The sequence below is a fragment of the Chitinophagales bacterium genome (genome assembly GCA_020636495.1).
Classification (GTDB): domain Bacteria; phylum Bacteroidota; class Bacteroidia; order Chitinophagales; family Chitinophagaceae; genus UBA5543.
The window spans coordinates 2,623,441-2,649,636 of record JACJXQ010000008.1 but is presented as its reverse complement, the minus strand read 5'-3'; the positions used below and the strand labels follow the sequence as shown (position 1 = coordinate 2,649,636).

21 protein-coding genes are annotated in these 26,196 nt (G+C 45.1%); 12 read left to right on the top strand and 9 right to left on the bottom strand.

Annotated features, from left to right (window positions below; translation table 11 throughout):
• Window positions 1–34 precede the first annotated feature (34 nt).
• The 3 genes from H6550_11710 to H6550_11700 all read right to left on the bottom strand — a co-directional run bounded on the left by H6550_11710 (window position 35) and on the right by H6550_11700 (window position 6,771).
• Entirely contained in the window at window positions 35–1,207 is a 1,173-nt protein-coding gene (locus H6550_11710) for a phosphoribosylformylglycinamidine cyclo-ligase (GenBank protein ID MCB9046789.1), read from the bottom strand.
• A gap of 58 nt (window positions 1,208–1,265) precedes the next feature.
• A complete protein-coding gene (locus tag H6550_11705; protein MCB9046788.1) occupies window positions 1,266–3,965 on the bottom strand; it encodes a gliding motility-associated C-terminal domain-containing protein in 2,700 nt (899 codons plus the stop codon).
• 130 nt (window positions 3,966–4,095) lie between these two features.
• Window positions 4,096–6,771: a gliding motility-associated C-terminal domain-containing protein gene (locus H6550_11700; GenBank protein ID MCB9046787.1), complete on the bottom strand. Its 2,676-nt coding sequence runs from the start codon at window positions 6,769–6,771 to the stop codon at window positions 4,096–4,098.
• A 230-nt stretch (window positions 6,772–7,001) separates the two neighbouring features.
• On the opposite strand from H6550_11700, the gene lpxK reads away from it, so the two are divergent.
• The 5 genes from lpxK to H6550_11675 all read left to right on the top strand — a co-directional run bounded on the left by lpxK (window position 7,002) and on the right by H6550_11675 (window position 12,161).
• A complete protein-coding gene (gene lpxK, locus H6550_11695) occupies window positions 7,002–8,117 on the top strand; it encodes a tetraacyldisaccharide 4'-kinase (protein ID MCB9046786.1) in 1,116 nt (371 codons plus the stop codon).
• Window positions 8,101–10,125 carry a ribonuclease R gene (gene rnr, locus H6550_11690; GenBank protein MCB9046785.1) on the top strand — a complete coding sequence of 675 codons (2,025 nt, stop codon included), beginning with the start codon at window positions 8,101–8,103 and terminating at the stop codon, window positions 10,123–10,125. The genes lpxK and rnr overlap by 17 nt, the downstream gene beginning before the upstream one ends.
• A gap of 3 nt (window positions 10,126–10,128) precedes the next feature.
• Window positions 10,129–11,094, top strand: a complete 966-nt coding sequence (locus H6550_11685) for a polyprenyl synthetase family protein (protein MCB9046784.1) — start codon at window positions 10,129–10,131, stop codon at window positions 11,092–11,094.
• A 31-nt stretch (window positions 11,095–11,125) separates the two neighbouring features.
• A complete protein-coding gene (locus H6550_11680; GenBank protein MCB9046783.1) occupies window positions 11,126–11,533 on the top strand; it encodes an EVE domain-containing protein in 408 nt (135 codons plus the stop codon).
• Window positions 11,534–11,612: 79 nt separating this feature from the next.
• Window positions 11,613–12,161: a hypothetical protein gene (locus tag H6550_11675; GenBank protein MCB9046782.1), complete on the top strand. Its 549-nt coding sequence runs from the start codon at window positions 11,613–11,615 to the stop codon at window positions 12,159–12,161.
• Window positions 12,162–12,249: 88 nt separating this feature from the next.
• Here the strand turns inward: H6550_11675 and H6550_11670 are convergent, their stop codons facing one another.
• Window positions 12,250–13,428, bottom strand: coding sequence for an acetyl-CoA C-acyltransferase (locus tag H6550_11670; GenBank protein MCB9046781.1), 1,179 nt, complete (start codon window positions 13,426–13,428; stop codon window positions 12,250–12,252).
• 202 nt (window positions 13,429–13,630) lie between these two features.
• On the opposite strand from H6550_11670, the gene H6550_11665 reads away from it, so the two are divergent.
• Entirely contained in the window at window positions 13,631–14,353 is a 723-nt protein-coding gene (locus H6550_11665) for a murein L,D-transpeptidase catalytic domain family protein (protein MCB9046780.1), read from the top strand.
• Between the two features lie 4 nt (window positions 14,354–14,357).
• On the opposite strand, the gene H6550_11660 is transcribed toward H6550_11665, so the two are convergent.
• The 3 genes from H6550_11660 to trmB are packed head-to-tail and all read right to left on the bottom strand — an operon-like array spanning window position 14,358 to window position 15,565.
• Window positions 14,358–14,708 carry an MGMT family protein gene (locus H6550_11660; GenBank protein ID MCB9046779.1) on the bottom strand — a complete coding sequence of 117 codons (351 nt, stop codon included), beginning with the start codon at window positions 14,706–14,708 and terminating at the stop codon, window positions 14,358–14,360.
• On the bottom strand, window positions 14,686–14,880 hold the full coding sequence (locus tag H6550_11655; GenBank protein MCB9046778.1) for a hypothetical protein: 195 nt from the start codon (window positions 14,878–14,880) through the stop codon (window positions 14,686–14,688). The genes H6550_11660 and H6550_11655 overlap by 23 nt, the downstream gene beginning before the upstream one ends.
• Window positions 14,864–15,565 (bottom strand): tRNA (guanosine(46)-N7)-methyltransferase TrmB, encoded by a 702-nt coding sequence (gene trmB, locus H6550_11650; GenBank protein ID MCB9046777.1) that lies wholly within the window; start codon window positions 15,563–15,565, stop codon window positions 14,864–14,866. Before trmB ends, H6550_11655 begins: the two co-directional genes overlap by 17 nt.
• A 59-nt stretch (window positions 15,566–15,624) precedes the next feature.
• Between trmB and H6550_11645 the strand changes: the two genes are divergently transcribed.
• Window positions 15,625–16,485, top strand: a complete 861-nt coding sequence (locus H6550_11645) for a T9SS type A sorting domain-containing protein (GenBank protein ID MCB9046776.1) — start codon at window positions 15,625–15,627, stop codon at window positions 16,483–16,485.
• Between the two features lie 48 nt (window positions 16,486–16,533).
• Here the strand turns inward: H6550_11645 and H6550_11640 are convergent, their stop codons facing one another.
• Both H6550_11640 and H6550_11635 read right to left on the bottom strand, forming a co-directional pair.
• Entirely contained in the window at window positions 16,534–17,382 is an 849-nt protein-coding gene (locus H6550_11640; GenBank protein MCB9046775.1) for a hypothetical protein, read from the bottom strand.
• A gap of 58 nt (window positions 17,383–17,440) precedes the next feature.
• The gene (locus H6550_11635) at window positions 17,441–18,979 is read right to left on the bottom strand and encodes an acyl-CoA carboxylase subunit beta (protein ID MCB9046774.1); all 1,539 of its coding nucleotides are present in this window, start codon (window positions 18,977–18,979) and stop codon (window positions 17,441–17,443) included.
• 125 nt (window positions 18,980–19,104) lie between these two features.
• Between H6550_11635 and H6550_11630 the strand changes: the two genes are divergently transcribed.
• From H6550_11630 to H6550_11610, 5 genes are all read left to right on the top strand, one after another.
• Entirely contained in the window at window positions 19,105–19,608 is a 504-nt protein-coding gene (locus tag H6550_11630; protein MCB9046773.1) for a redoxin domain-containing protein, read from the top strand.
• A 10-nt stretch (window positions 19,609–19,618) separates the two neighbouring features.
• Entirely contained in the window at window positions 19,619–21,805 is a 2,187-nt protein-coding gene (locus H6550_11625) for an FUSC family protein (protein MCB9046772.1), read from the top strand.
• A gap of 11 nt (window positions 21,806–21,816) precedes the next feature.
• Window positions 21,817–22,413: a DUF479 domain-containing protein gene (locus H6550_11620; protein ID MCB9046771.1), complete on the top strand. Its 597-nt coding sequence runs from the start codon at window positions 21,817–21,819 to the stop codon at window positions 22,411–22,413.
• 37 nt (window positions 22,414–22,450) lie between these two features.
• Window positions 22,451–23,647, top strand: a complete 1,197-nt coding sequence (locus H6550_11615) for a beta-lactamase family protein (protein ID MCB9046770.1) — start codon at window positions 22,451–22,453, stop codon at window positions 23,645–23,647.
• 109 nt (window positions 23,648–23,756) lie between these two features.
• Window positions 23,757–26,066, top strand: a complete 2,310-nt coding sequence (locus H6550_11610) for a carboxypeptidase-like regulatory domain-containing protein (protein ID MCB9046769.1) — start codon at window positions 23,757–23,759, stop codon at window positions 26,064–26,066.
• The last annotated feature ends 130 nt before the right edge of the window (window positions 26,067–26,196 follow it).

The following is a 26,196-nucleotide window of genomic DNA, read 5'->3' as shown; positions in this document are numbered from 1 at the left end:
TTGTTTCCGGTTTATTTAACTATAAAAACTAACATTATTCATACGAAAAGGTTCCGTGCGGGCTTTCTATGACCACTTCTTTCTTTTCAGCAGCCTCTACATAGCCTGAAATGCAGGCGTCTATGCCAAAGCTACGGGCAATTTCTATAATGCTTTCAGCTGTATCCTTGTCGGTAAACAGTTCTAACCTTTGTCCCATATTGAACACCTGGTACATTTCGCGCCAATCTGTTCCAGCCGACTCCTGTATCATTCTGAATAAAGGAGGGGTGGGTAAGAGGTTGTTTTTGACAACCCTGAGCGGTTGGGGCAGATAGTGCAGGCATTTACTTTGTCCGCCACCACTACAGTGGATAATGCCATGTATGGCATCAAAATGTTTTTCCAATACTTGTAGAACAACGGGCGCATAGGTGCGGGTAGGCGATAAGATCATTTTGCCTATATCCAGTCCTGTTTCGGTAGGGTCGGTAAGGCTGTACTTACCGTTGTACACCACCTCTTCGGGCAGGTTCGGGTCTACACTTTCGGGATATTTAACAGCATATTGTTTGCTGAGCATTTCGTGACGGGCACTGGTAAGGCCGTTGCTGCCCATACCACTGTTATATTCAGTTTCGTAAGTTGCCTGACCATAACTTGCCAGGGAAACGATAACATCTCCGGGCTTCATTTTTTCGGTAGTTACCAGCTTGTCGCGCCTCATACGGCAGGCCATTGTACCATCAACAATAACTGTCCTTACCACATCCCCTACGTCGGCTGTTTCTCCTCCCAGGAATTTTATGTCAATTCCATATTCCCTTAACGTGTCGAAATATGACTGTGTGCCGTTTATTATTTCGGAGATGACATCGCCGGGTACCAGGTTCTTGTTTCGGCCTATGGTTGACGAATAAGTGAATGGCCCTGTAGCGCCTACGCACAGCAGGTCGTCTGTGTTCATCACGATAGCATCTATGGCTATACCTTTCCACACGCTTATGTCCCCGGTTTCTTTCCAGTACATATATGCGAGTATGGATTTGGTTCCCGCACCATCTGCATGCATCAGGTTGCAGTATGCGTCATCACCGCCCCAATAGTCGGGATATACCTTACAGAATGCATTGGGGAACAATCCCTTGTCCAGTTTCGATACAGCGCGGTGTACGTCTTCTTTCTGAGCGGAAACGCCACGCTGGTTATAACGATTATTGTCAGCCATAGAATGCTGCAAAAGTAAAAAGAAAACAGTTCTTTACCTTATATAATACCAAGATGCATCAACGAAGCAAGATGACGGTTCCTTTCTTAACAACCTCTTCGCTGTCGTTGCAAATGTATTTTATATAGTAGTTATATGTATCCTGGCCCAGGGGGCTACCGTTAAAAGTACCATCCCAACTATCGTTCACATTGTTTGTCTGGAAGACGATCTGCCCGCGCCTGTTGGCGATCATGAACTGCACCAGTTTTTTCCTGTCCATATTGATGAGCTTAAAGCGGTCGTTGTGGCTGTCTCCATTGGGGGTAAAGGCATCCGCAACAGGGATGTCGCAACATGCATCTGCATTGACCAGTATTGTATCATAGGCAGTGCATCCCCACTGGTTGGTCACTTGCAGGTAATAACCTTCTGTTCTCTCTACGGTTGCTATAACATCCGGCTGATTATTGGCTTTGAAAACCCGTGCCGGTTCCCAGCCATAAATGTACCGGTCTCCCTTTGTGGCTTTTAGTTTTAATTCTTTGCCTATACAGATGGGGTTTTTGTTGTCGATAGTTATAGCAGCTATCGGGAACGGGTATATGCTTATCTCTTTCTCAAAAGAATCAACACAGTGATGGTCGTTGACCACTACCTTGATCTTTTTCGTGCCGGTCACATCCCAGGTCAGGGCATACTGATCTCTGTATGTTTCATCAGCTATGTTCTGCTCCTGAACATACCATTTGAAATGAGGTGGCCCGGCCATCGGGAATAACATTATAGGTTCGCCTGCACATCCGTACGGGGGGATCTCAAATCCCGGTCGCGGATACTCGAGTACAAATACCTCGGCAGTATCAGATGTGTTGCAGATACCCCTGTAGGTAGTATGAATGATCTTTTTCGTACCTCCTGTTACCCAGAATACAGAAACGCTGTCAGTTCCGGCGCCATATACTATACTGCCGGAATCAACTCCCCAGAGGTAACCAATGATCTCGGGGTTGTTGCCTATGTTCCTGAGGCTGAGTATCTCGTTAACGCAAATGGTATCAGCAGAGATAGTAAAGTCAGCAAAGGTCATAGAATCGACAGTTAAGCTGACCGTACTTGTATCGTAACAGCCCAGGTTGTCAGTAGCATATACCGTGTACGTGACGTTGGTAAAAGGTGTTGCCTTGGGGTTATTGCACAGGCTACAGCTTAAGGTGGTAGCCGGTGTCCAGTTGTAGCTTATCGGGTTCGGCGAGTTAGATGAAACATTCAGTTGGTGCGTAGCACCGGGGCATACAGTATCGTTGGGCGATGTAGTGATGACATAACTGGTACCAATAAATACATCTGCTGTATCCTGTGTGTTACATTCGCCCATTGAAACTGCCAATGCTATTCTTTTTGCACCCGTGGATGTGTATTGAACAACGGCTGTGTCTGACTGTCCCCCGCCAGAAATGATCGTACCGCCGCCAGTGTTCCAAATTTGTGTTTTACCCGGGGGATTGTTTGATAGTGCATTGAAAACGGTTATCGGTTGTGTACCGCAAATGGTATCATCGGCCACCAGTTTCACTTTTACAAAGCTGTCTATCCCTATGGTTACATACCCGGTGTCAGTGCAGCCAAGTATATTCTTTGCTATGACAGTATATACCCCTGCAGCAGATCCTGTGAGTGTGGGGTTATCGCAGAAGGTGCAGCTTAGTCCTTTTGGAGGAGACCATTGGTAAGTATAAGGCCCGTCGCCACCACTGGCAATAGCCCTGATATTTGTTTTTGCTCCGATACATATAGTGGTATCGCCATATGCATTGACACTAACGGATGAGTGAACCGGAGCCGTAAATGTTGTATAGAGTGTATCCTTGCAGCCGAAACCCGGATATGGAGTGAGGATAACCGCAAATTGTGTACCTACAGAGGGAGTTGGAATTATGAGTGTCTGCGTGGTGTCTAATACAGTGGTAAGTGTAGCATCCCGCCATTCATATGACTGGTAACCCTGCGGGCCGTTCAGTGTGATCTGCCCTACAGCCGAATCGCAGATCGTGCCTTCTATCTGGAAAAGACCGCAATTCATATCGATATACCCGTACCCGAAGTGTCCGCCGGCACCGCAATCGGCAGATGAAAATTGTATAGCCACTGTTCGACCGATATAACCTGACAGGTCGATAGTAGCGGTAGTCCAGGGCTTATAGAATACCGGTGTCCCCAGGCTGTATTTAGATTGTACGAAGCCGGGAAGGCTGGATGAAGAAACATAGGTTACATGTGAGCACGGCAGTTGTGCATTCGTTGCAGAGTCAAAAGCTTCAACCTCAAAACGAGGTTGGTCGTTCGGGCTATGGCCGGGGTCCTGCATTACAATGGCATACCTGTATAGCAACACATGTTTGCCAGCAGTATTCGGGACATGTACATAGTAGCGTGCGCGCTCAGCCTGCGCGCCATTAATATCGTTGCCCAGCATCAACGAATAAGAACCACCGGATATGGCCACGATAGGGAACTTTCCAAATGGGTCAGTATTATTACCACTGGTAAGCGTATGCCTGTTGGTCACTACCCCAGAAGGTGTAACCGCAATAGGGCAGCAGCTACCTGTAAAAAATTCCCAGTTACTGAGATTGCCCAATTCAAAATCGATATTAGGGGGGCAGAATATAGTTTGTGCCTGGCCAAACTGTGTCCACATGCAGATAATGACGAGTAGTATAGAGCTGATCGTTCGTGTACCTGGTGCTTGTTTTATTGTGATATTACCGGTATTCATTAATAAGGTATTGTTCTGAATAATAAACCATGCAAAGGCCTGTACCACTCAATAAATATACCCGCACTGTTTGCAAAGTTATCTAATATAAACATATTTAATGTATCTGGCAAGAAATCGGCTAAATTGTCTACCTCAGCAATATCAAAGTTCCTTTCTTTGTCATTTCTTCCTTGCCATTACATAAGTATTGTATATAGTAGTTGTATGTATCCTGTCCCAATGGCTGTCCTTTGAATGTGCCGTCCCAGCCAGATGAAAGGGTATTGGAGTCGTATACAACCTGTCCGCGCCTGTTGGCTATCATAAATCGCACCAGGGTATGTTTGTTAATGTCTGGCGACCAGTAAGTGTCGTTATGACCGTCATTATTCGGGGTAAAGGCGTCAGGCATAAAAATGTCACAGCAAGGTGAAGCCTCTATCAGTACAGAATCATATGAAGAGCAACCCCATTGATTGGTTACCTGTAATGTATAAAGTTCTGTTCTTTCGGCCCTGGCAGTGACGTCTGGTTGGTTATTGTTGCTGAAAGCTAATGCGGGTTGCCATGAGTATTGGTACCTGCTTCCTCTTGTAGCTCTCATAGTAAATTCTTTGCCCTTGCAAATATCATCATAGTTGTTAACAGATATATCTGCGATAGGGTGAGCGTGTATGGCTACCTGTTTCTCATAATAGGTGGTGCATATGAGGTAGGTAAGCGTGAGTTTAATATCATTTGTACTTTCTGTCGGCCATGTGAGCCTGTATGATTCTTTAAAATTGGTATCTGCAATGCTCTGCCCGGTAATGCTCCAGTGATAGAAGCCATTGCTGAAAGCCGGAAACAGATCAACAGGTTCATTGATACAACCTTCTGAACTTACCTCGAATGAGGCGTAAGGATGATCGATAACATATATCTGTATACTATCTGAGCTGACACAAATGCCCTGTGTAGAGCGGATTTTTACCGTTTTATAACCAGGTGTTGTCCAGAATACGTTGATGCTATCAGTATTCAATCCGTAAGTGATCTGTCCTGTGTCTACACCCCATACGTAGTAGGCAGTAAAGGGGTTATTCCCCGTGTTAAATATATCGGCGCTTTTGTTCAGGCAAATGCTGTCAGAAACGGTTTTTAATACAGACTCTGTTGTTGTGTCAACCGATATCCTGATAAGTCCTGAGTCAAAGCAACCATATTGGTTGTTTGCGACTACTTTATATAGTGTTGTTGTGGTTGGGCTGGCAAATGGCGCAGGGCAGTTATTGCAGCTCAGCCCGGTTGATGGAGTCCATTGATAAGTGAGATTTATGGTACTTGTATTAGTAGTGGTCAATTGCAGCTGCTCGCCGGTACACATTGTATCGGGGGGCGGAACAGTAAAAGTGAAATCCGGTTTGACAAAAACGGTGAAGGTGTCAGAGTAACTGCATATGTTTTTAATGCAGTTGAGTATCACCCTCTTGATGCCTGGTGTGGTCCAGTGCAGTTTAACGAAATTAGCATTGCCGCCTCCTGCCAGTATGTTGCCTCCTGCAGTATTCCATGACTGTCCTGTATTGAGTACACTTTTCAGATTTGCGTTGGTGATGACGATACTGTCGCGCATACAAATGCTGTCGACGGGAGCCGACAGGTCTGCTTTTTCTACTGTGTCTACATTTATTACGATCGTGTCTTTAACCGTACATCCTTGTTGGTTGGTGACACTGAATATATATTGGGTGGTAGTGAGCCCGGAAAATACAGGGTTAGCACAATTGTTGCAACTCAGCCCGGTAGAAGGCGCCCACTGATATGTGAAAGGTGCACCGCTTCCGCTGACCTGCGGATAGATAGTAGCCACGTCATATTCACACACATTCGTGTCAGCATAGGTAATGCTCGTATTTGAATTCACAGGTGTTTTAAAAACAGTATATATAGTGTCTTTGCACCCGAAACCGGGATAGGGTGTAACTATCACGGCATAGACAGTGGGGGTGCCCGGCATGGGTGTGGTAAATGCCTGTTGATTGCCCAATATCGTCGTCAAAGCTGAGTCTCTCCATTGGTACGACTGATAGCCCGGAGGGCCATTGAGGGTTATGTTGTTGGTATTAGGGTCGCACCTGGTAGGAGCGATCTCAAAAACACCACAGTTCATGTCAATGTAACCATATCCATAGTGACCGCCATAACCACAATCGCCTGCGGCAAAGTCTATGGCTATTGTTTGCCCCTGGTATGCCGAAAGATTGATAGTGCCCGTTGTCCATGGCAGATAATAAGTACTGCTGTTACCGGCTTGTAAAAAGCCCGGTATGCTGGAAGAAGATACATAAGTATATTGGCTGCAAGGTAGAGGAGTAGAAGTAGCCGAATCATATGCTTTTACCTCGAAGCGTGGTTGTGCACTGGATGGATGCCCCGGGTCCTGGAATACCACCGCATATCGGTAGGTCAGAATGAAAGTACTGGAAGAAGTAGGCACCTGTACATAATACCGTGCACGTTCTGCCTGTGCGCCCGTTGTCTGGTTGCCCAGTTTTACTGAAAATAACCCGGCGGCAGGAGCTACTACAGGGAAGCCTGCAATAGGGTCAACGGCAGTACCTGAAGTAAGAGTGTGCCTGCCTGTTATTACGCCAGGAGTAGGTGTGTTAATGGGGCAACAGGAACCGCTGTAAAACTCCCAAACGCCCAGGTTACCCTGTTCGAAATTGATATTAGGCGGACAAAATACTGTCTGTGCCTGTAATTCAGGACATAGGAAAAGAAGCAGTAACGCAACCAGGTAAATTGCTCCAGGGCTTGCAACAGGTATTCTTGAGTTCATTTAACGTATCCGGATGAGTGTTGAAAAGGTAAATCTGATAAGATACAAGACTGTTAATATTAATTAACAGTTGGGGTATATTAATATTATTTATTTGAGTGTATTGCAATGCATTGTGTGTAATATGAACAACAGGATGTTTATTTGAGTTAGTTTTGTTGTAGTTGAGTACCTTTAATAGTTGACAGAGTGACGCATATATTATCTATGTTATATAAAAAGGCTTGTGTATGAGGCAGGGAAATGTCTTGTACTACATATTTGCTGCGGTTCGTATTTTCCTGTACCCGCTTGCGCTGATATATGGTGCTGTAGTATGGATGAGGAACCGCCTGTATGACAGTGGGTTTTATTCGTCCATTGAATTCAGTGTTCCCGTGATCAGTGTAGGCAACCTGTCAGTTGGGGGTACGGGTAAGACACCGCATATTGAGTACCTTATTCGACTGCTGCAATACCAATTCAGGACTGCAACGATGAGCAGGGGGTATAAAAGACGTACCCAGGGTTTTTTGCTGGCTGATGCGGAAACAAATGCATTGCGGATAGGTGATGAGCCTATGCAATATCATATGAAATTCCCCGGTCTTACTGTTAGCGTTGCCGAAGAGCGTATGACAGGTATACCCAAGCTGTTGCAACAGCGTCCGCTGACGGAGGTAGTGTTGCTGGACGATGCATTTCAGCACCGGTCAGTAAAACCGGGTGTGAATATTTTGATCACCGATCATGCCAAACCCTTTTACAAAGACAGGATACTGCCGGCGGGAACACTCAGGGAAAACAGACAGGCGTACAAAAGAGCAGACGTGGTAATTGTTTCAAAGTGCCCGGATAATATTACGACGCAAGAGGCAGATGAGATAACCCGAAACATCAACCCGCAGCAACATCAACAAGTGTTCTTCACCAAAATGTTCTACGAAACTCCATATGACCTGTTTACCGGGGAAAAGCTAACGCTGACAGGCAAGAACATAATACTGGTTTGTTGCATAGCCAAACCGGCACCGCTGATACAATACCTGGAAGCACAGGCCAAAGAAGTGCATGTGTTGTCATATCCTGATCATCATTACTTTTTGAAGAAGGATATAGAGGAGGTACAGGAAACCCATAAGAACTGGGACGCGGGTGATAAGATAATAGTAACCACAGAGAAGGATGCTGCCAGGTTATACCTGCATGCGGAAAAGCTGAAAGAGTGGGGCGTGACCATTGCCGTGCTACCGATACAGGTTTCTTTTTTATTTAATAGAGGAAGTGCGTTCGATCAATTAATTTTAAACTATACCGAGCGTACCATTAACGAAAATAATATGATGTATTATGGCGAGGAAGAATAGTAAAAGGAAAAATACCAACAGCGGCGGGAAAGTAGTGTATAAGGGAACTATAGAAGTAACCCGCAGTGGCCTGGGGTATGTAATGGTAGAAGGGCAGCCTAAAGATATTGTTGTTAAAAGGGAAAATATAAATAATGCACTGAACGGAGATGAGGTGAGAGTAGAGGTGTCTACGAGAGGCAAGAAGTTCGGCGCAAGGCCGGAAGGTGTGGTGGTAGATGTGATAAGAAGAAAACAATCTGAGTTCAGCGGCAGGATAGAAGTGCATAAGCATTTTGCCTTCCTTGTGCCCGATTCGGATAAAATGCCGGTAGATATTTTTATACCGTTGCATCTGCTGAACGGTGCAGGTCAGGGGGACAAGTGTATAGCCCGGATAGTGGAGTGGACTGGTAAATCGAAGAACCCTGTGGGGGAGGTGATAAGTGTGCTGACCAATGAAACGGCAGATGAGATAGCTATGCAGGGGATACTTGTTGAGAATGGTTTCCCGCTCACCTTTCCTGACGACGTTATGGAAGAGGCGGCACGATATCCTGAAGGAGTAAGTAAAGAAGATGTGCAAACACGCAGGGATATGCGTGATGAACTAACCCTGACCATTGACCCTGTAGATGCCAGGGATTTTGATGATGCTATTTCTGTAAAGACACTAAAGGGTGGTTATTATGAAATAGGGGTGCATATTGCAGATGTGAGCCATTATATAGAAGAAGGTTCAGCACTGGATAAAGAAGCATACAAAAGGGCGACCAGTGTGTACCTGCCGGACAGGGTGCTGCCGATGTTGCCTGAGCGACTGTCTAATGAATTGTGTTCGCTGCGGCCAGATGAAGATAAGTATACCTTTTCCGCAGTATTCACTATCAATAAAACAGGTAAGGTAAAAGACTATTGGCTGGGACGTACTGCTACACGTTCCAAACGCAGATTTACCTATGAGGATGTGCAGGCCATGATAGAAGGTGGTGAAGGTGATCATAAGAAAGAACTGCTGCTGCTGAATACTATAGCACAGAACCTGAGGCAACAGAGATTCGATCATGGAGCTATCAATTTCTCATCGCAGGAGGTACGTTTTAAACTGGATGAGCATGGCAAGCCGATAGGCATCATGATAAAAGAGAGTAAGGAAGCACACCAGTTGGTGGAAGAGTTCATGCTGCTGGCCAACCGTACTGTTGCGGAGCATGTGTCCAAGATCATGGTAAAAGGTAAGCCGGTTCCTTTCCCATACAGGGTGCATGACGATCCTAATGAAGAGAAGCTGAAACTGTTCACTACGTTTGCTGCGCGTTACGGGCACAAGTTCAATATTCAGACACCGGAGGCTATAGCAGCGTCGTTCAACGAGATGCTGGCATTGGCTCAGGGCAAACCTGAGCAGCATGTGTTAGAAACACTGGGCATACGTACGATGTCGAAAGCGGTATATACTACCGATAATATAGGCCACTATGGTTTAGGTTTCGAGGACTATTGTCACTTTACTTCACCCATACGCCGTTATCCTGATGTACTGGTGCACCGGATATTGGCACAGTGCCTGGAAGACAATATAAAACCGATAAAACACCTGGAGCAGCAGTGCCGCCATTGCTCAGACCAGGAACGCAGGGCCATGGACTGTGAACGTGCCGCCAATAAGTACAAGCAGGTAGAATTCATGCAGGATTATATTGGCGACGAGTTTGATGCGGTAGTGAGTGGTGTTGCCAGTTTCGGTTTCTGGGCAGAAACGGTGGAACATAAATGCGAGGGTATGGTTGGTATATCAGACCTGGCAGATATAGATGATTTTGAACTGCTGGAGAGTGAATATGCATTGGTGGGCAGGCACACAAGAATGCGTTTTGGTATAGGTGATAAAGTAAGGATAAGAGTAGTGTCTACCAACCTGGAAAAGCGACAAATGGATTTTATGCTGGTGGAGGCTCCGCAGACAGGAGTAATAAAAAAGAGTACAAAAAAGCCGATGGCAAAAACATCGGCGAGGAGAAAGAAGTAATACATGCAGAATTTTAAAGAGATAGTACAACAATTTGAAAAGCGGGTGCAGGACCCGCAACTATTCCCGGCAGTGACCCCCAATTTATATGAACCATGCCGTTACTTGCTGGCATTGGGTGCCAAGCGGGTTCGTCCTGCCTTGTGCATTATGAGCAACGAGGTGTTTGGCGAGATAAATGAGGACGCGTGGAATGCAGCTGCGGCCATTGAGCTGTTCCACAACTTTACGCTTATACATGATGATATAATGGATAAGGCTCCTTTGCGCAGGGGGAATCCTACGATACATGCTAAATATGGTTTAACCGCGGGTATACTGAGTGGTGACGTGATGTGCATTTATGCTTACGCGCAACTGGCCAAGATACAACCACATTTGCAGGTATTGCTTGAACTGTTCAATACGACTGCGATAGAAGTGTGCGAAGGGCAGCAAATGGATATGGATTTTGAGCAGAGAGATGATGTGTCGATAGATGAATATATACACATGATCACCTTGAAGACATCGGTACTGCTGGCGTGCAGCCTGAAAATGGGTGCCATACTTGGCGGTGCCACCGTAGAAAATGCAGAAAAACTGTACGAATTCGGGAAGAATGTGGGTATCGCATTCCAATTGCAGGACGACTACCTGGATGCTTTTGGCGATACTGAAAAGCTGGGTAAACAAAATGGCGGCGACATTATTGCTAACAAAAAAACATACCTGCTGCTGAACGCCTTTGAACGAGCGAACACATTGCAGCATACGGCTATAGAAGCATTGCTGAAAAGAGATGATGCAACGAAGGTGCCTGCTATGTTGTCGTTGTACACGAATACAGGTGCGGATGTAGCTTGCAGGGAAGCGGTTGCTCATTACTCAGACAAAGCATTTGCCAACCTGGAAGATATAGACGTGCCTGATGAGCGGAAGCAACCACTGTATCAACTCGCATCGTATTTGCTGCAAAGGGATAAATAGGATATTTTAGTAAGACAAATCAATACAAACTATGAATTACTGGCTGGTAAAATCAGAACCATTCAAATATAGCTGGGAGCAGTTTAAAAAAGAGAAGAAGACATTCTGGGATGGCGTGCGCAACTATGCGGCACGTAACAATCTGAGGGATATGCAAAAAGGCGACCAGGTCTTCTTTTATCATAGTAATGAGGGGCTGGCGATAGTGGGTATTGCCGAGGTGGTGAAAACAGCTTACCAGGACCCTACTACTGATAACCCTGCATGGGTGGTGGTAGACCTGAAGCCTGTTAAGGATATGCCCAACCCGGTAACGCTGGAAGCAATAAAAGCAGAGAAAGACCTGGCAGATATGGACCTGGTACGTTTGTCAAGGTTGTCAGTTGGAAAAGTGAAACCGGCAGAGTTTAAGAAGGTTTGTAAGATGGGAGGGTTGTAACAAATAAAAGTTGATATTTTCTCTATGCTTTGACATACGCTAAATACGAATATTGCGTTTAAACTATAAAATACCTGTTATGAGAACACTTTTCTTTTTTTTATGTCTATTCGTCTCAATGTATTCATTCGGACAGGCCAAGCATAGTTATGTTACGTACAATAAACTTGTAGAACTGAATGGGACAGATTATGTGCTTGCTTCGGTTGAAGACCATCATAAAATGCGAGTAGGAAGCAGGCACATATTATTTGTGAATGCTAAAAATGGAGAGCATAAGCAAATTGATTTTGCTAAGGATGAGTATATAACCAATATTGAACAAATAATATTAGATAGCATTGGCGTGAACAGGGTAGTAGTAACGATTGGTAAATTCAATACTGATAAAGATAAAGATGCGAATTGGGGAGATGCCAAAAGGTTAGTTGTATTATCAACAGACGGGAAGCAGATGTTGACTGAAGAAACTCACTTTGCAACCGGCTGGATACTTAAAAAGCAAACAGGAACTATAGTGATAACAGGATACGAAGATTCTGACAAGAGTGGTACACATGACAAAAATGACCAGCCACAGGTTATTATATACGACCTAAGGAAAATGACTATACTCGCAAAGATATAGGTGTTACTGCTTTTATTTCTCGACAGTTGGTATAAAATAAAAAGGTGCGGACATCCGCACCATTTTATTTTATGTTAATGTAGTTGTATTACATTTTTTCAATCACTACAGCGCTGGCACCGCCACCACCGTTACAGATACCGGCCGCACCGTACTTAGCGTTGTTTTGCTCCAGTACGTTGATGAGTGTAACCAGTATACGCGCACCACTGGCACCCAATGGGTGACCCATAGCTACGGCACCACCGTTCACATTCACCTGCTCAGGTTTCAGGTTCATTTTCTCCATGTTTACCAGTCCTACTACGCTGAATGCTTCGTTCAGCTCGTAATAAGAGATGTCTTCCATTTTCAGGCCTGCTTTTGCTACTGCTTTAGGCACAGCCAATGCAGGTGATGTGGTGAACCATTCAGGCGCCTGTGCGGCATCTGCATAGCCTTTTATTTTGGCTATAGGTTTCAGTCCCAGAGCTTCAGCTTTTTCTTTGCTCATCAGTACCAGTGCAGCAGCGCCGTCGTTCATCGTGCTGGCGTTAGCCGCTGTTACAGAACCATCTTTTGTGAAAGCAGATTTCAGAGCAGGTATCTTATCGAACTTAACGTTGAAAGGCTCTTCATCTTTAGCAAAAACTATAGGGTCTCCTTTACGTTGAGGTATCTCAACCGGGATGATCTCGTTGTCGAACTTACCACCTTCTACAGAAGCCTGGCTGCGTTTGTAACTTTCAACAGCAAACTCATCCTGTGCTTCGCGGCTGATGTTGCACTCGCTTGCGCAAAGTTCGGCAGCGTTACCCATAGGGTAGTTGTTGTACACATCTGTCAGGCCGTCTTTTGCCAGGCCGTCTATCAGTGTGATGTTGCCATACTTGTTTCCCCAACGTACTTTGTCGTTGTAGAAAGGTACATTACTCATGCTTTCCATACCACCTGCAACTACTACGTCTGCATCGCCCAGCATGATAGCTTGTGCGCCCTGCATAACTGCTTTCATACCACTGGCACATACTTTGTTTACGGTAGTACAAGGTATGCTGTTGGGCAGGCCCGCAAACAAAGCTGCCTGGCGTGCAGGTGCCTGGCCGAGGTTGGCCTGCATAACACAACCCATGAAAACTTCGTTCACTTCTTCAGGTGCAACACCTGCTTTTTCTATTGCGCCTTTTATTGCGAATGAACCGAGTTTGGTGGCAGAAAAATCTTTCAGAGAACCGCCCCAGCTACCCATAGGGGTACGGACCGCGGATATGATATACACTTCTTTCATAGAACTTAAATATTTTTAAAGACCGCCAAATGTAAGGAAAAAACGAGGGATTTCGGAGCTATGTATAACTTACACCTATATGTGTATTTGGTGTATGCATAAAATGGTAATTTGTTGTTAAACAGGTACAGCTTTATTTGAGAACAGATGATAAATTGTTATCTTTGAATATAACCACTCACGTACATGGTTACCCCTACAAATGAAGAGAAGAACATTAGTTTACATTTTAACAATATTCACACTTGCAGGTAATATGAATGTTACCGCGCACGAACCTGATGCTCCTGTTTCAATTACATCTAATGCCATATCCTCATTATACAGGCAGATAGATTTCAATGGTAGCGAAAGGCTGGATTATTATGTGTTCATGAATGCCATGACCGGGTACCTTAACCTGAAAGCAGAACATAAACTGAATGATGGCAAAAAACTGATAACTGTATGTGACTATTCACTATCTGCCAATAAGAAAAGGCTTTGGGTGATTGACCTTCAGGCTAAGAAAGTATTGCTGAATACTTATGTAGCCCATGGGCAGGGCACCGGCGAAGAACACGCAAAATATTTTTCCAATAAAGAAGGCTCACATAAAAGCAGCCTGGGCTTTTATGTAACAGGCGATACCTATCACGGACAGCATGGACTATCGCTTTACCTGCATGGCATGGACCAAGGATATAACTCTGCAGCATATGAACGCACGATAGTAGTACATGGCGCAGGATATGTAAGCAGTGATTTTATTGCCGGCACAGGCAGGCTGGGGCGCAGTTGGGGTTGCCCTGCTGTAAGCAATGAAATTGCTCCGCAACTTATTGATATGACCAAGGGAGGTACCTGCTTATTTATCTTCTACCCGGAGCAGAAATACCTGGCAGACAGCCATTGGCTGCATACGGTTGATGAGCAGAAAATGTAATGTTCTATAGTTCAATTTCAGTGAGCGGATCCCAGAATAAGGTTTTGAAATCCGCTATTGTATCATCCTTTACTTCGATACCTTCTTTTTCCAGTAGTTGCTGCATGCGTTCAGGAGGCGAAAAATGGTGTTTACCTGATAGCATACCGTTGCGATTCACTACCCTGTGAGCGGGCACTTTAGGTTTTGCATTGTGCGACAGATTCATAGCATAACCAACCATACGCGCACCGGATTTGACTCCTATAGCAGCCGATACTGCACCATAGGTGGTAACCCTGCCTTTGGGCACGCAACGAACCACATCGTATATGGCCTCGTAGATACTTTCTTTATTGGTTTCGTTTCTCTTCATGTTGTTTGCGGGCTGCCAGCAGATTATTGCGTTTCACTTCCGGCACATTGATATAGTCGTACGGGCAGTGGCGGCAACCCCTGCCGCAACAAAATCCCCTTTCAAGGTGGAAGTGCTCGGTAAATACCAGCATTCCTTCTTCGTTGATATAATAATCAATCTCTGGTGTCAATGGCCTTGTGTGTTTTGTATCGTTCTTCTACTTCTATTTCCGTTTCGGGCAGGGTAAAGGCAAGATAATAAATAGTACGTCCTTCGGCCAGGTGCATTTTTTCATAGAATGTCTGTATGGCCAGCGGACCTGTAGCTTTCCCTTTGCCATAAATATCAGCAATGTTCTCTTTTATCGTACAGTTATTCTGTGCTATCACCTCAAGGGTATATTCGTACAATTCTTTGGAATCCGTTTTCAGGTTGATGACACCACCCGGAGGAAGGATATGCTGATACCTGTACAGGAAGCGGGGGTGGGTAAGACGGTTCTTTTCGCGGGATTCTCTCAGGAACGGGTCAGGGAATATGATCCATATAGCTTCTATTTCTCCGGGTTGAAAATAGTCCTCTATCTGCAGTATATGGGTACGTAAGAATCCTACATTGGTCAATTCTTCCTCTAGTGCTTGTTTCGCACCTATGTATATCCTGTTGCCTTTTATATCAACACCCAGGTAGTTCTTGTCTTTGTTCTGCCTGCCCAGGTTCACACTGTACTCTCCTTTGCCACAAGCCAGCTCCAGCGTAATAGGGTTATTGTTATTGAAAAATGTATGCCATGATCCTTTAATGTCTTTAGGATATTGCAAAACATTCGTATATTTATTTATCGCTTCGAAGCGTACCAGTTTATTCTGTGCCATTCGCGCAAAGATAAACTGAAAACATGTAAACGATTTTCTAACGAATTATTTTTTTGCTTATGAGAAAAAGAACTCTACTTATTTCATCCATTTTAGCATTTTCAGCACTTACCTTTTCCAGTTATATGACCGGCCCGGCCAATAATTCTATTGGTAATGTAACGGGTAGCCCTAAGGCTAATGGTACCTGCGCGCAAGCCGGTTGTCATTCCGGAGGCGTATTTACAGCCCCTTCCGGAACCATTGAGCTGCGTAAAAAAAGTACCGGGCTTAATGGCCCGCTGGTAACTTCTTACGAAGCAGGTGAAGTTTATTATGTAACATTGACCGGGGCCGCTACCTCAAGTCATTTTGGCTTCCAGACCGTGGCACTGAAAAAATCAGATTCGTCTGAGGTGGGTACATATGGTGGTTTTTCGGCAAACGCGCACGGTTATCCTTCAGCCATACCAACCATTGCAGAACATAAAGTACCGGTAGCCAAGACGGCGTTAGATATGTTTGAGACTAAATTTGAATGGACAGCCCCTTCTTCGGGCGTGGGTGCTATAACTATGTATGCAATATTTACAGCCGTAAATAATGATGGTTTATCTACCGGGGATGTTGTTGGTACTACCTTCTCGCTCAACCTGGTTGATAAGACGTCTGTTGGCCAGGTGTCTAAGGAGGTCGTTTTCAAAACTTATCCGAATCCTGTGCAGGATATACTCACTTTGGATATGAATAAAGCCGAAGAGGGGTACTATGATATTACTGTGTACAGTTACACAGGTGCTATTGTAAGCCAAAGTAAATTGTATATCAGTCCTGCGAAGTATACCGGCACATTCAATACCTCAAACTGGGCACCGGGCAATTACTTTATGCAGATACATAAAGACGGCAGCACACGTGTAATGCCGATAGTGAAACAATAAATTGAACTGAATGAATAATTAAGGCCGGTCTAGTGAAGACCGGCTTTTTTAGTGCCATAATACAAGGATGGCGTAGAGCATCATCATGCCGTCTACCAATCCTAGATAAGCCCTGTCTGAGGGATGTTTGCGTGCATAGTCGATCACAAGTTTTACTGCTGCAGCAACAAACAGCTCAGCGCCCAGCCTCAGATGTGAGGGGTGCCTGATGTACTGTACAAAGCTCATGATGATAAATAATATCATGGATGCGCTCATAACCCTGTAGCTGCCTTTAATACCTATCATATTAGGCAGGGTAGCAATACCAGCGTCCATATCGGTCTGCATATCCCTGATGTCGAATGCAACACAGAGTGTAAGCATGAATACAAAACGCATCAGTATCTCGTATGGATAATCTGATATATTCATGTCGTGGTCAAGTATGGGTAGCACACTGGTGACGATGGTCCAGACTGTAGTAAGTACGGTTATCTTTATCCATCCGAAATCTTTCAGCCTTTTAGGGTTGCTGATAGGCAACAGCGGGATAGAATAAGAAAATGAAAGCAGTGCGAGTACTCCGCAGGCTACCAGTATTTTCAGTGGCAACAAGAAAACTGATACGATACAACCAACAAGTCCCGCACTGAGCAAAAGGTAGTGCCAAAGCCTGTGATGTTCTGACCAGCCAAACCTGTCTGATAGCTCCGGTGTTGATTTTTTTACCAGGTAGTGTACATTATACACCAGCAATGTACTGCTGAATACCAGCAAGTGCAGAGAGGAGTAGAGTGGTGGAATATCATTCAGTAACAGGCGCTCGGTGCTCATACAAAGCCCGACAGCACAAAATGCTGCAAAAAGACTGGTATATAATACCCAGTCAAGTACTTTATGTAAGATGTTCAACACAGGTTACCGAACATAAAAATACGGCTTCTTGTTGAGCCGTATTTTTATTATATCTTCTTTATAAAGGAATATTGCCGTGTTTGCGTTTAGGCCTGAGTTCTACTTTGTTCTCAAGCATTTTGTAAGCTCTTATGAGTTTTTCGCGTGTGGCATCAGGTAGTATCACCTCATCAATGAATCCACGGGCGGCAGCACCATAAGGATTAGCGAATTTGTCAATATATTCCTGTTCTTTTTCCTTCAGTTTTGCTTCGCTGTCAGCAGCTTCGGCTATCTCTTTCTTAAATATGATCTCCGCAGCACCTTTGGCACCCATTACGGCAATTTCAGCAGTAGGCCAAGCGTAGTTCAGGTCGGCGCCGATGTGTTTAGAGTTCATTACATCATAAGCACCTCCATATGCTTTGCGGGTAATGACGGTTACTTTAGGTACGGTTGCTTCACTAAGTGCATACAACAGTTTAGCACCATTGGTGATGATGCCATGCCATTCCTGGTCTGTACCCGGCAGGAAGCCCGGAACGTCTACCAATACCAGTAACGGAATATTAAAGGCATCGCAGAAACGAACAAAGCGGGCACCTTTCTTACTTGAGTCAATATCCAGTACACCAGCCAGGCTGGCAGGCTGGTTGGCCACAATGCCAATGCTACGACCGCCGATACGTGCAAAACCGACAACAATATTCTCAGCGTAGTTCTTATGTACTTCAAGGAACGAGTCTGTATCAACCACCTGCTCTATCACCTCCTTCATGTCATAAGGCTGGTTAGGGTTATCAGGAATAATGTCGTTCAATACCGGGCGTTTCTCGTCAGCGATATCATATGCATATACAGGGGCATCATCTTCGCAGTTTTGCGGCATGTAGCTCAGCAGTTGTTTCAGGTTCTCTATACAAGCTACCTCGTTGGCACAGGCAAAATGTGTAACGCCGGACTTGGAAGCATGTGTTTGTGCTCCACCCAGTTCTTCGCTGGTCACGGTCTCGTGAGTAACGGTTTTTACCACGTTAGGCCCTGTTACGAACATGTATGAAGTATGTTCTACCATAAGGATAAAGTCTGTTATTGCAGGCGAGTATACCGCACCACCGGCGCATGGCCCCATGATGGCAGAAAGCTGAGGTATAACACCGGAAGCTTTTACATTCCTGTGGAAGATATCGGCATAGCCACCCAATGACACTACACCTTCCTGTATCCTGGCACCGCCACTATCGTTCAGGCCTATAAGTGGTGCTCCGTTCTGCACAGCCAGGTCCATTATCTTACATATCTTTTCAGCATGTGTTTCTGACAGGCTACCCCCGAAAACGGTAAAGTCTTGTGAGAAAACATAGGTAAGCCTGCCGTTGATGGTGCCGTAACCTGTCACAACACCATCACCAAGGTATACTTCTTTATCCATACCAAAGTCGCGGCTGCGGTGTGTAACAAGCATGCCTACTTCTTCAAATGAGCCTTCGTCCAAAAGTAATTGGATACGCTCGCGGGCAGTCAGTTTGCCTTTCTTATGCTGGCTTTCAATGCGCTTTTCGCCACCGCCCTGCATCGCCTGGCTTATCTTGTCCTGTAATAAGGATAACTTATCCATAAAAGTGCTTTTTGTCTTAAAATACCCGGCAAACCTAATGTAAATGAAGCAAAACATTACTATTTAAACATGGTTTTAAGATATTCAGCTATGATTAGCTCATAGTTGTGTGATACCTTTGTGTCATGACTAAATACATACGGACCCTGGTATTAGCTTTTGTCTTAATAGCAGGCGTCAATATATCGTTCGGACAGGACATAGCAGCTTATGATGCTGAAATGTTGATGAAAAGATTAGCAGCTTCGCCTGATACATTATTTGTGGTCAATTTTTGGGCAACATGGTGCGGCCCTTGTGTGAAAGAACTGCCCGAGTTCGATAAGCTTGCAGGTAACTATAAAGGCAGGCCTGTGAAAGTATTGCTGGTAAGCCTGGACTTTAAAGAAGATTATCAAAAGAAGATACCAAAGTTTGTACAGAAGAAAAAACTGGAGCACGAGGTGGTGTGGTTCAATGAAACCAATGCTAACGAGTTTATTCCTAAGATAGACAATGAGTGGCAGGGCTCAATACCTGCTACATTACTGTTCTACAAAAAAAGAAGCTATCGTAAGTTTATTGAGGGCACTATACATAGCGATAACCTGAAGGTGCTGATCGACAAACAACTCATGGCCAGATACTAAGTAAGTACCATTGCGTATAGTACAACCATATAAGCAACTTAATAAGCTCATCGTAAATGAGACATTCGAGCCGGACGTGAGTTGGGGGCTGCGCATGGCTATTGCCGCTATGGCTCCGTTAATATGGGGTGTGTACACCGGCAGGCTGGTAGAAGCAGGCTGGGTAGCCCTGATGGCAGAATGTATTTGCTGGGTAGAGTTGAAAGGAGATTTTCAGCACAGGCTTAAGCTGCTGGCAGGTAGCTCTGCTTTAGCTATACTTTTTGCATTGTTAGGTAGTGTTACCGGGCATATATTGTGGTTGAGTGTAATTATGATGGCGGCAGTTGCCTTTGTTTCTTCATTATTGAAGAATATAGGCAACAGGGGTAGCGGGCTGGCTATTTGTGTGTATGCATTGTTCATATTCTGTAACGCATACCCAACCTCTACGATCCCTGAATTGCAAGAGCGTGCAATGCTGGTAGTGGGGGGCGCTTTGTGGAATGGTGTAGCAGCAGTAGTAGCATCGGTGTTTGTTCCCGCCCAGCGTCCTTACCGGCGGTCGATAGCCATCATATGGAAATCGATAAGTGCACTTACTCAAACTATTGCTAAAGGGTGGGATGGCAGTGGCCCAAGGAGTAATGAACACGATATATACCTGAAGGAAAAAGATATACGAACGGCTATTGATGCTTCATTGGAATTGTTTGAAACCATGGCTCATGAGTCTACAGAGAAGGATGGAGATGAGCATGTGCTGGCGCAAGTGCGTAAAGCTGCAGCTATCGTTGGTATACAGGTAACTACTATCAGCGAGGAGATGCATAACCTGCACCGCAGTATGCTGGACAGTAGTATCTGTGTGAAAATATTTTCTTTACTGCGTGCTATGGAGCAAACGCTGGAACGCATGGCAGTATATACCATTACTCACGAACCGGCGGAGGAGCTGATACTCCGCTCGCGCATCAGCAGGCTGAATAAGCTGACAACATTGTTGAAAGAACGTATTCCGGACGCGGGGTCTGAAAATGGGCCGCATATCGCAAGGATCATACTGCTTGCAGAGCGTAACACTAAAGTGATAGATGCGGCATTTAAACATCTTCAAAGTATTGTACAGGAAAAATCGATGATACGGTCATATTCCATGATGAAGACCATATTTATCCTGCACCCTAAATATTGGCTCAGGTATATACAGATACTGTTCAACTTCGGCACCTTTACCGCCAGGTATGCGTTGCGTTCTGCTATTGCTGCTGCTATTGCCATGTTCATATACAAGTTCTGGAATATTGACCATGGTTATTGGATTCCATTTACACTGATCATTGTAACACAAACCTACTTTGGTGCTACACTGAAAAAAGCACGTGACAGGGTGATAGGTACCGTAGCAGGTGGCATTGTTGCCGGTTTGTTTTTGCGATTGCCTACAGGACTGTACCTGCAGGAGGCATTGCTGTTCCTGACGTTTATACCTATGATCGTTTTTTTGCGCAAACGATATTCCTGGGCAGCGTTTTTTATTACAGTCAACCTGGTATTGCTATTTAACATCAACAGGGAGTTGAGTAGTGACCTGATACTGACCCGTGCATTGTCAACTGTTGCGGGCTCTCTTATTGCAGTGGTGGCAGGTTTTGCATTGTTACCTACCTGGGACAAAAAGTGGTTGCCCGTGCACTTGTCGCATGCCATACATATGAACTATGTTTACTTCTGTGCTATATTCTTTCCGGGCAAACAGGAAGGGGTATGGACAAAATACAAACGCAATGCAGAGTCAGCCAATAGCAATGCATTTGATTCTTTCAATAGATATATGGAAGAACCTGCATTCAGGAAACGCCCTTTTGCTATTTTCTATTACATTATCACACATAATATAAGAATTACCAGGGAGCTGAATAACATACAACTGGAACAGGGCGATATGAATGATGATACAGACCAGGACCTGGTGTTGCGGCAACAGAAACTTTTAACAGATTGTGACAGGCTATTTGTGAAGAATGTGTACTTACTCAAAAGTATAGACCCGTCGTCGACATATAATCTTCTTACTGACGGATCAATGAGCCAACCCCATATATTGCTGAGTAATCACCAGGAAATATATCTTGAAAAAATGCTGGTGGAGCTGAAAGCAATGAACAACGACCTTGAAATACTGGCCGAAAAGCTGCCACGTATCATGCAGTTGTAGTAGATTGCAGCATGAACTATTTAGGTCATGCGTTCCTGTCTTTGGGAGATGCAGAGATACTTACCGGGAATATGATAGGTGACTATGTGAAAGGCAGGGTGGCTTTAAATGATTACCCGGAAGGTATACAGAAGGGTATATTATTACATCGTAAAATAGATTCTTTTACAGATACCTTTCCCTCAGTACAGCGAGCGGCAGTATGGTTCCGCCAGAATTATGGTTTGTATTCAGGTGCAATAGTAGATACACTATTCGATCATTACCTGGCTACAGATCCCGCATACTTTAAAACAGAAGATGATCTGTTGGGTTTTACACAGGATGTGTATAAAAAGCTGGAGCAGCACAAAGAGTTCTTTCCTCCGAAATTCGCAGCTATGTTTCCTTATATGAAAGAGCAGAACTGGCTGTACAATTACCGCCATATGATGGGCGCACAGCGCTCCCTGCAAGGGTTACAGCGTCGCGCCAAACATATGCAGCCGGTTGATGAAGCCTATCGTACATTTGTTGTCAGCTACTACGAGATAGGACAATGCTACTACGAGTTTATAGAGAAAGTATATAAATTTGTTAATGATGAGTTAAAGGGGCCGATAGCTTGATCTTATGATATAGTTTTGTAGGTAGTGCCGGTGTATTATGCAGTATAAAAAAACCGTATTTAATGCTTTTTTCCTGATCATAGCTTTAGCTTGTTCGTTGCAGACGACAGGACTGAAAGCTTGTCCCAAATACACCGGGGAACCCAAGAAATTCGGCAGTATCAATCTTTATTTTGAGGACACCACCACTGTAGAATACCAGTTGATGAGGTATAAACTGGACTCATTCTACCGTGTGCAGGTAGCGCATGGATTTAACGGCAGCGTATTGATAGGATATCACGGGCAGATCATTTATGAGCGTTATTTTGGATATGCAGATAAAGGAGCCGGCAGAAAACTTACCCCGGACGCAGGCGTACAGTTAGCCTCAACATCCAAGACCTTTACAGCTACAGCCATTATGTACCTGCACCAGCACAAATACCTGAATATTGACCATAAGGTGCAAACTTACCTGCCAAATTTCCCTTATCCAGACGTGACGATCAAAATGTTACTGAACCACCGCTCCGGCGTTCCTGATTACCTTAGGTGGTACGCACGTTACAATAAGAATACTGTCACGCCGATATATAATGACGACCTGCTGGCTATGTTTGCCAAATACAAACCAGGGTTGGAATTTACCCCCAATACCCGGTTCAAATACAGCAACAGCAACTTTGCTATACTTGCCAGGCTGATAGAGGAAGTAACGGAGATGAATTACCGTGATTTCATGCAGCAGTATATTTTTGAGCCGCTGGGTATGACCAATACCTTCGTGTTTGACCCTGCCTGGGGACTGCCCGGTAATGCTACCAAAAGTTACAAATATGACTGGTCTGTATACCCGATAGTATTCTCTGATGGTATCTATGGAGATAAGGGGATATACAGCACCGTGCGTGATATGTATAAATGGGACCAGTCTTTTTACAACTACCTGTTCTTAGATAGTGCTACCACAGAGTATGCTTATGGCCCATGCTCTTTTGAAAGGCCCGGCGTTAAGAATTACGGCCTGGGCTGGCGCATGTACTGCTACCCTGACGGCGATAAAGTAGTATTTCACAATGGTTGGTGGCATGGTAACAATACAGTATTCCTCAGGTTCATCAAAGACAATTTTACTATCATAGTTCTTGGGAATAAATACAATAAGGGTATCTACCAGCACGGCCCTGCATTGTATAAGCTTATCAACAATTCACCGATGTCTGCCGATTTTGAGGAAGAGGGTTTAGAATAATCCCTTAATATTGTCGTTGTATGTAATGACAATGAACCGTTTTGCCACTTTTATACTACTCTGTTTATTACCTGTTTTATGCCGTGCTCAGCATAGCAAAAGCTGCATTGTGGTAGATGGCTACTCGGGAGAGACACTGCCATACGCCACTGTACGCTATGGCAATACTACACGGGGTACGGTTGCAGATATCAACGGCGTATTTTCCATACCTGCGGGCAATGCTTTTGCCGAACTACATATTTCTTACGCAGGTTACTCAACACTTACAGTGAGGCGACCGCTGCGCGATACCATACGGTTACAGCGCATTTCGGGCAAGATGGATGAAGTGGTGATACGCCCCGATAATGAAAAGATAAGACGCATTATTAATACCGCTATTGCGCATAAAAAAGAACACGACCCCGATCTGTTTGATGCTTATAAATGCCATGTGTATTATAAGATGGATGCGGATATGTTGCCATCTGCTGACTATAAGCAGGATGACAGCAGTACACAACAGTTCAATAAATTCATAGAGCAAAGGCATATACTATTCGGAGAGACCTATAGCAAGCGCTCTTACCGCAAGCGTGATAAACTGCAGGAGACCATACTGGCGTCGAAGCTGTCAGGGTTTCAGAAAACATACTTTACCAACCTCGTGACGGGGCTGCTGCCTTTTCATGTGTATACCGATGTGATAGCACTGAACGGCATCAACTATATGCACCCGGTTGCCCCGGGCTGGCAGGGCAAATACGAGTTCAGCCTGAACAATGAGTTGGTGCAGGATGGTGATACTACATTTATGCTGTCGTACTATCCAAAGAAGGGCGCCAATTTTAATTCATTGCGGGGTATCGTGTATATCAACAGTAATGGGTATGCTATAACGCATATCACCACCAACTCGGCAGACAGCGGGCAGGAGCGTTACCTGAAAATGGAACAGAACTATAAGCAGGTAGACGGCCGTTGGTTTCCCGCCGAGCTGAATTATGATTTCATCTTCAAAAAATATCCGAGCCCCAAGATAGGATTGCGCCTGAGTGGACACTCCATTGTAGATTCAGTTTCATTCAACGAGGACGACCTGGACAAATACAGTAAGGCATACCCTGTTACACTGCACGACTCGATAGATATGCGTACAGACGAAGAGTGGGCTGCTATAAGGCACGAACCGCTTACCCTGAAAGAGCAGAATACCTATGTGTTTATGGATAGTGTGTTTGAGGATGTAGGTGTTGATAAGCTAATGGACGTTGTTGGCTACTTTGCGGTGACGGGGAGGGTACATATAAATGCTGTAGATGTCGACCTGTCTCGCCTGTATACCTATAACGCCTATGAGAAAACAAGGCTGGGTCTGGGCTTATATACCAATGATAAGCTGGTGAAGAACCTGTCTGTAGGTGGCTGGTTTGGTTATGGTTTTAAAGACAAACAATGGAAATACGGCGGCTCTGTAAAGAAGTATTTTGACAGCAGGAAGGAATACTGGGCCGAGGTGGCTTACGAGAACACCTACCAAAACAGTGGTAATGTAAGTATCCACCCCGAGCTGGATATGCGCTACTACCGCAGCCTGCTGCTGAACAAGGTAGACAGGATAGTGGGCTATACCGCAACGGTACATGGCAGGGCGGGCTACCTGGAAGGGGATGTGCAATACAGCCTGCATACGCTAAAACCGCAATACTCCTATAAGTGGGGCAACGGTGATGCCTACAACACAAAGTTTGAGCAGCAGGAGGTGTCTCTGCACCTGAGGTATGCCTACAGGGAGAAGAGAGCGCCCTTGTTTGGCTATTACTTTCCTATAGCTACAAAATACCCGGTGTTGTACCTCAATATCAGTAGCGGCAATGTGAGGAGCCTCGGCTATGATGTGAACTATGCGAGGGTGGTGGGCGCAGTGAATTACAGGACACATATCAACAGGTGGGGGAAGGATATAGTAAGGGCGGAGGCAGGCCTGCTGCTGACGCAGAACGATGCACCCCTGCCGCGCTCGTTCCTGCTGGCGGCCAATGGCTACAGGCTGAACAAAGGGTACCTGTATGTATATGGCGGCTTTGTGACCATGCACCCGTACACGTATTACAACGACAGGTATGCCTGCCTGTTCTACCGACACGAGTTTGACAGGATGCTGTACAAAACAAAATACAGCGCGCCCTATATCAGCGTGATACACAACCTGCTGTATGGCAGCCTGAACAGGCAGAACAGTTTGGCAGGCGGCAACCTGGGTACACCCGCTACGGGCTATCACGAAACGGGGATGATGCTCAACAGGATCATCCGCCTCAACTATCTGAATATAGCCTACCTGGACATAAACGCCGGCGCCTTCTACCACTGGAACGGCCCTTTCGATTGGGGCAGCAACGGTATGTTTGTTGCCGGGGTGGGATTGAGTTTTTAAACCGTGACGGTGTAATATATTCCCCTCCTCGGAGGGGTGTAGGGGTGGGTTGCTCGCGAAGGACAATCGCGAATTACAAAACAATAGCCATTTGTGAGAGAGCAACAGAAATACAGATGACGCACTGACG

Excerpts from the sequence above, each read along its gene's own strand:
- H6550_11710 (MCB9046789.1), bottom strand. The coding sequence starts at position 1,207 with ATGGCTGACAATAATCGTTATAACCAGCGTGGCGTTTCCGCTCAGAAA.
- H6550_11705 (MCB9046788.1), bottom strand. The coding sequence starts at position 3,965 with ATGAATACCGGTAATATCACAATAAAACAAGCACCAGGTACACGAACG.
- H6550_11700 (MCB9046787.1), bottom strand. The coding sequence starts at position 6,771 with ATGAACTCAAGAATACCTGTTGCAAGCCCTGGAGCAATTTACCTGGTT.
- lpxK (MCB9046786.1), top strand. The coding sequence starts at position 7,002 with ATGAGGCAGGGAAATGTCTTGTACTACATATTTGCTGCGGTTCGTATT.
- rnr (MCB9046785.1), top strand. The coding sequence starts at position 8,101 with ATGGCGAGGAAGAATAGTAAAAGGAAAAATACCAACAGCGGCGGGAAA.
- H6550_11685 (MCB9046784.1), top strand. The coding sequence starts at position 10,129 with ATGCAGAATTTTAAAGAGATAGTACAACAATTTGAAAAGCGGGTGCAG.
- H6550_11680 (MCB9046783.1), top strand. The coding sequence starts at position 11,126 with ATGAATTACTGGCTGGTAAAATCAGAACCATTCAAATATAGCTGGGAG.
- H6550_11675 (MCB9046782.1), top strand. The coding sequence starts at position 11,613 with ATGAGAACACTTTTCTTTTTTTTATGTCTATTCGTCTCAATGTATTCA.
- H6550_11670 (MCB9046781.1), bottom strand. The coding sequence starts at position 13,428 with ATGAAAGAAGTGTATATCATATCCGCGGTCCGTACCCCTATGGGTAGC.
- H6550_11665 (MCB9046780.1), top strand. The coding sequence starts at position 13,631 with ATGAAGAGAAGAACATTAGTTTACATTTTAACAATATTCACACTTGCA.
- H6550_11660 (MCB9046779.1), bottom strand. The coding sequence starts at position 14,708 with ATGAAGAGAAACGAAACCAATAAAGAAAGTATCTACGAGGCCATATAC.
- trmB (MCB9046777.1), bottom strand. The coding sequence starts at position 15,565 with ATGGCACAGAATAAACTGGTACGCTTCGAAGCGATAAATAAATATACG.
- H6550_11645 (MCB9046776.1), top strand. The coding sequence starts at position 15,625 with ATGAGAAAAAGAACTCTACTTATTTCATCCATTTTAGCATTTTCAGCA.
- H6550_11635 (MCB9046774.1), bottom strand. The coding sequence starts at position 18,979 with ATGGATAAGTTATCCTTATTACAGGACAAGATAAGCCAGGCGATGCAG.
- H6550_11630 (MCB9046773.1), top strand. The coding sequence starts at position 19,105 with ATGACTAAATACATACGGACCCTGGTATTAGCTTTTGTCTTAATAGCA.
- H6550_11620 (MCB9046771.1), top strand. The coding sequence starts at position 21,817 with ATGAACTATTTAGGTCATGCGTTCCTGTCTTTGGGAGATGCAGAGATA.
- H6550_11615 (MCB9046770.1), top strand. The coding sequence starts at position 22,451 with ATGCAGTATAAAAAAACCGTATTTAATGCTTTTTTCCTGATCATAGCT.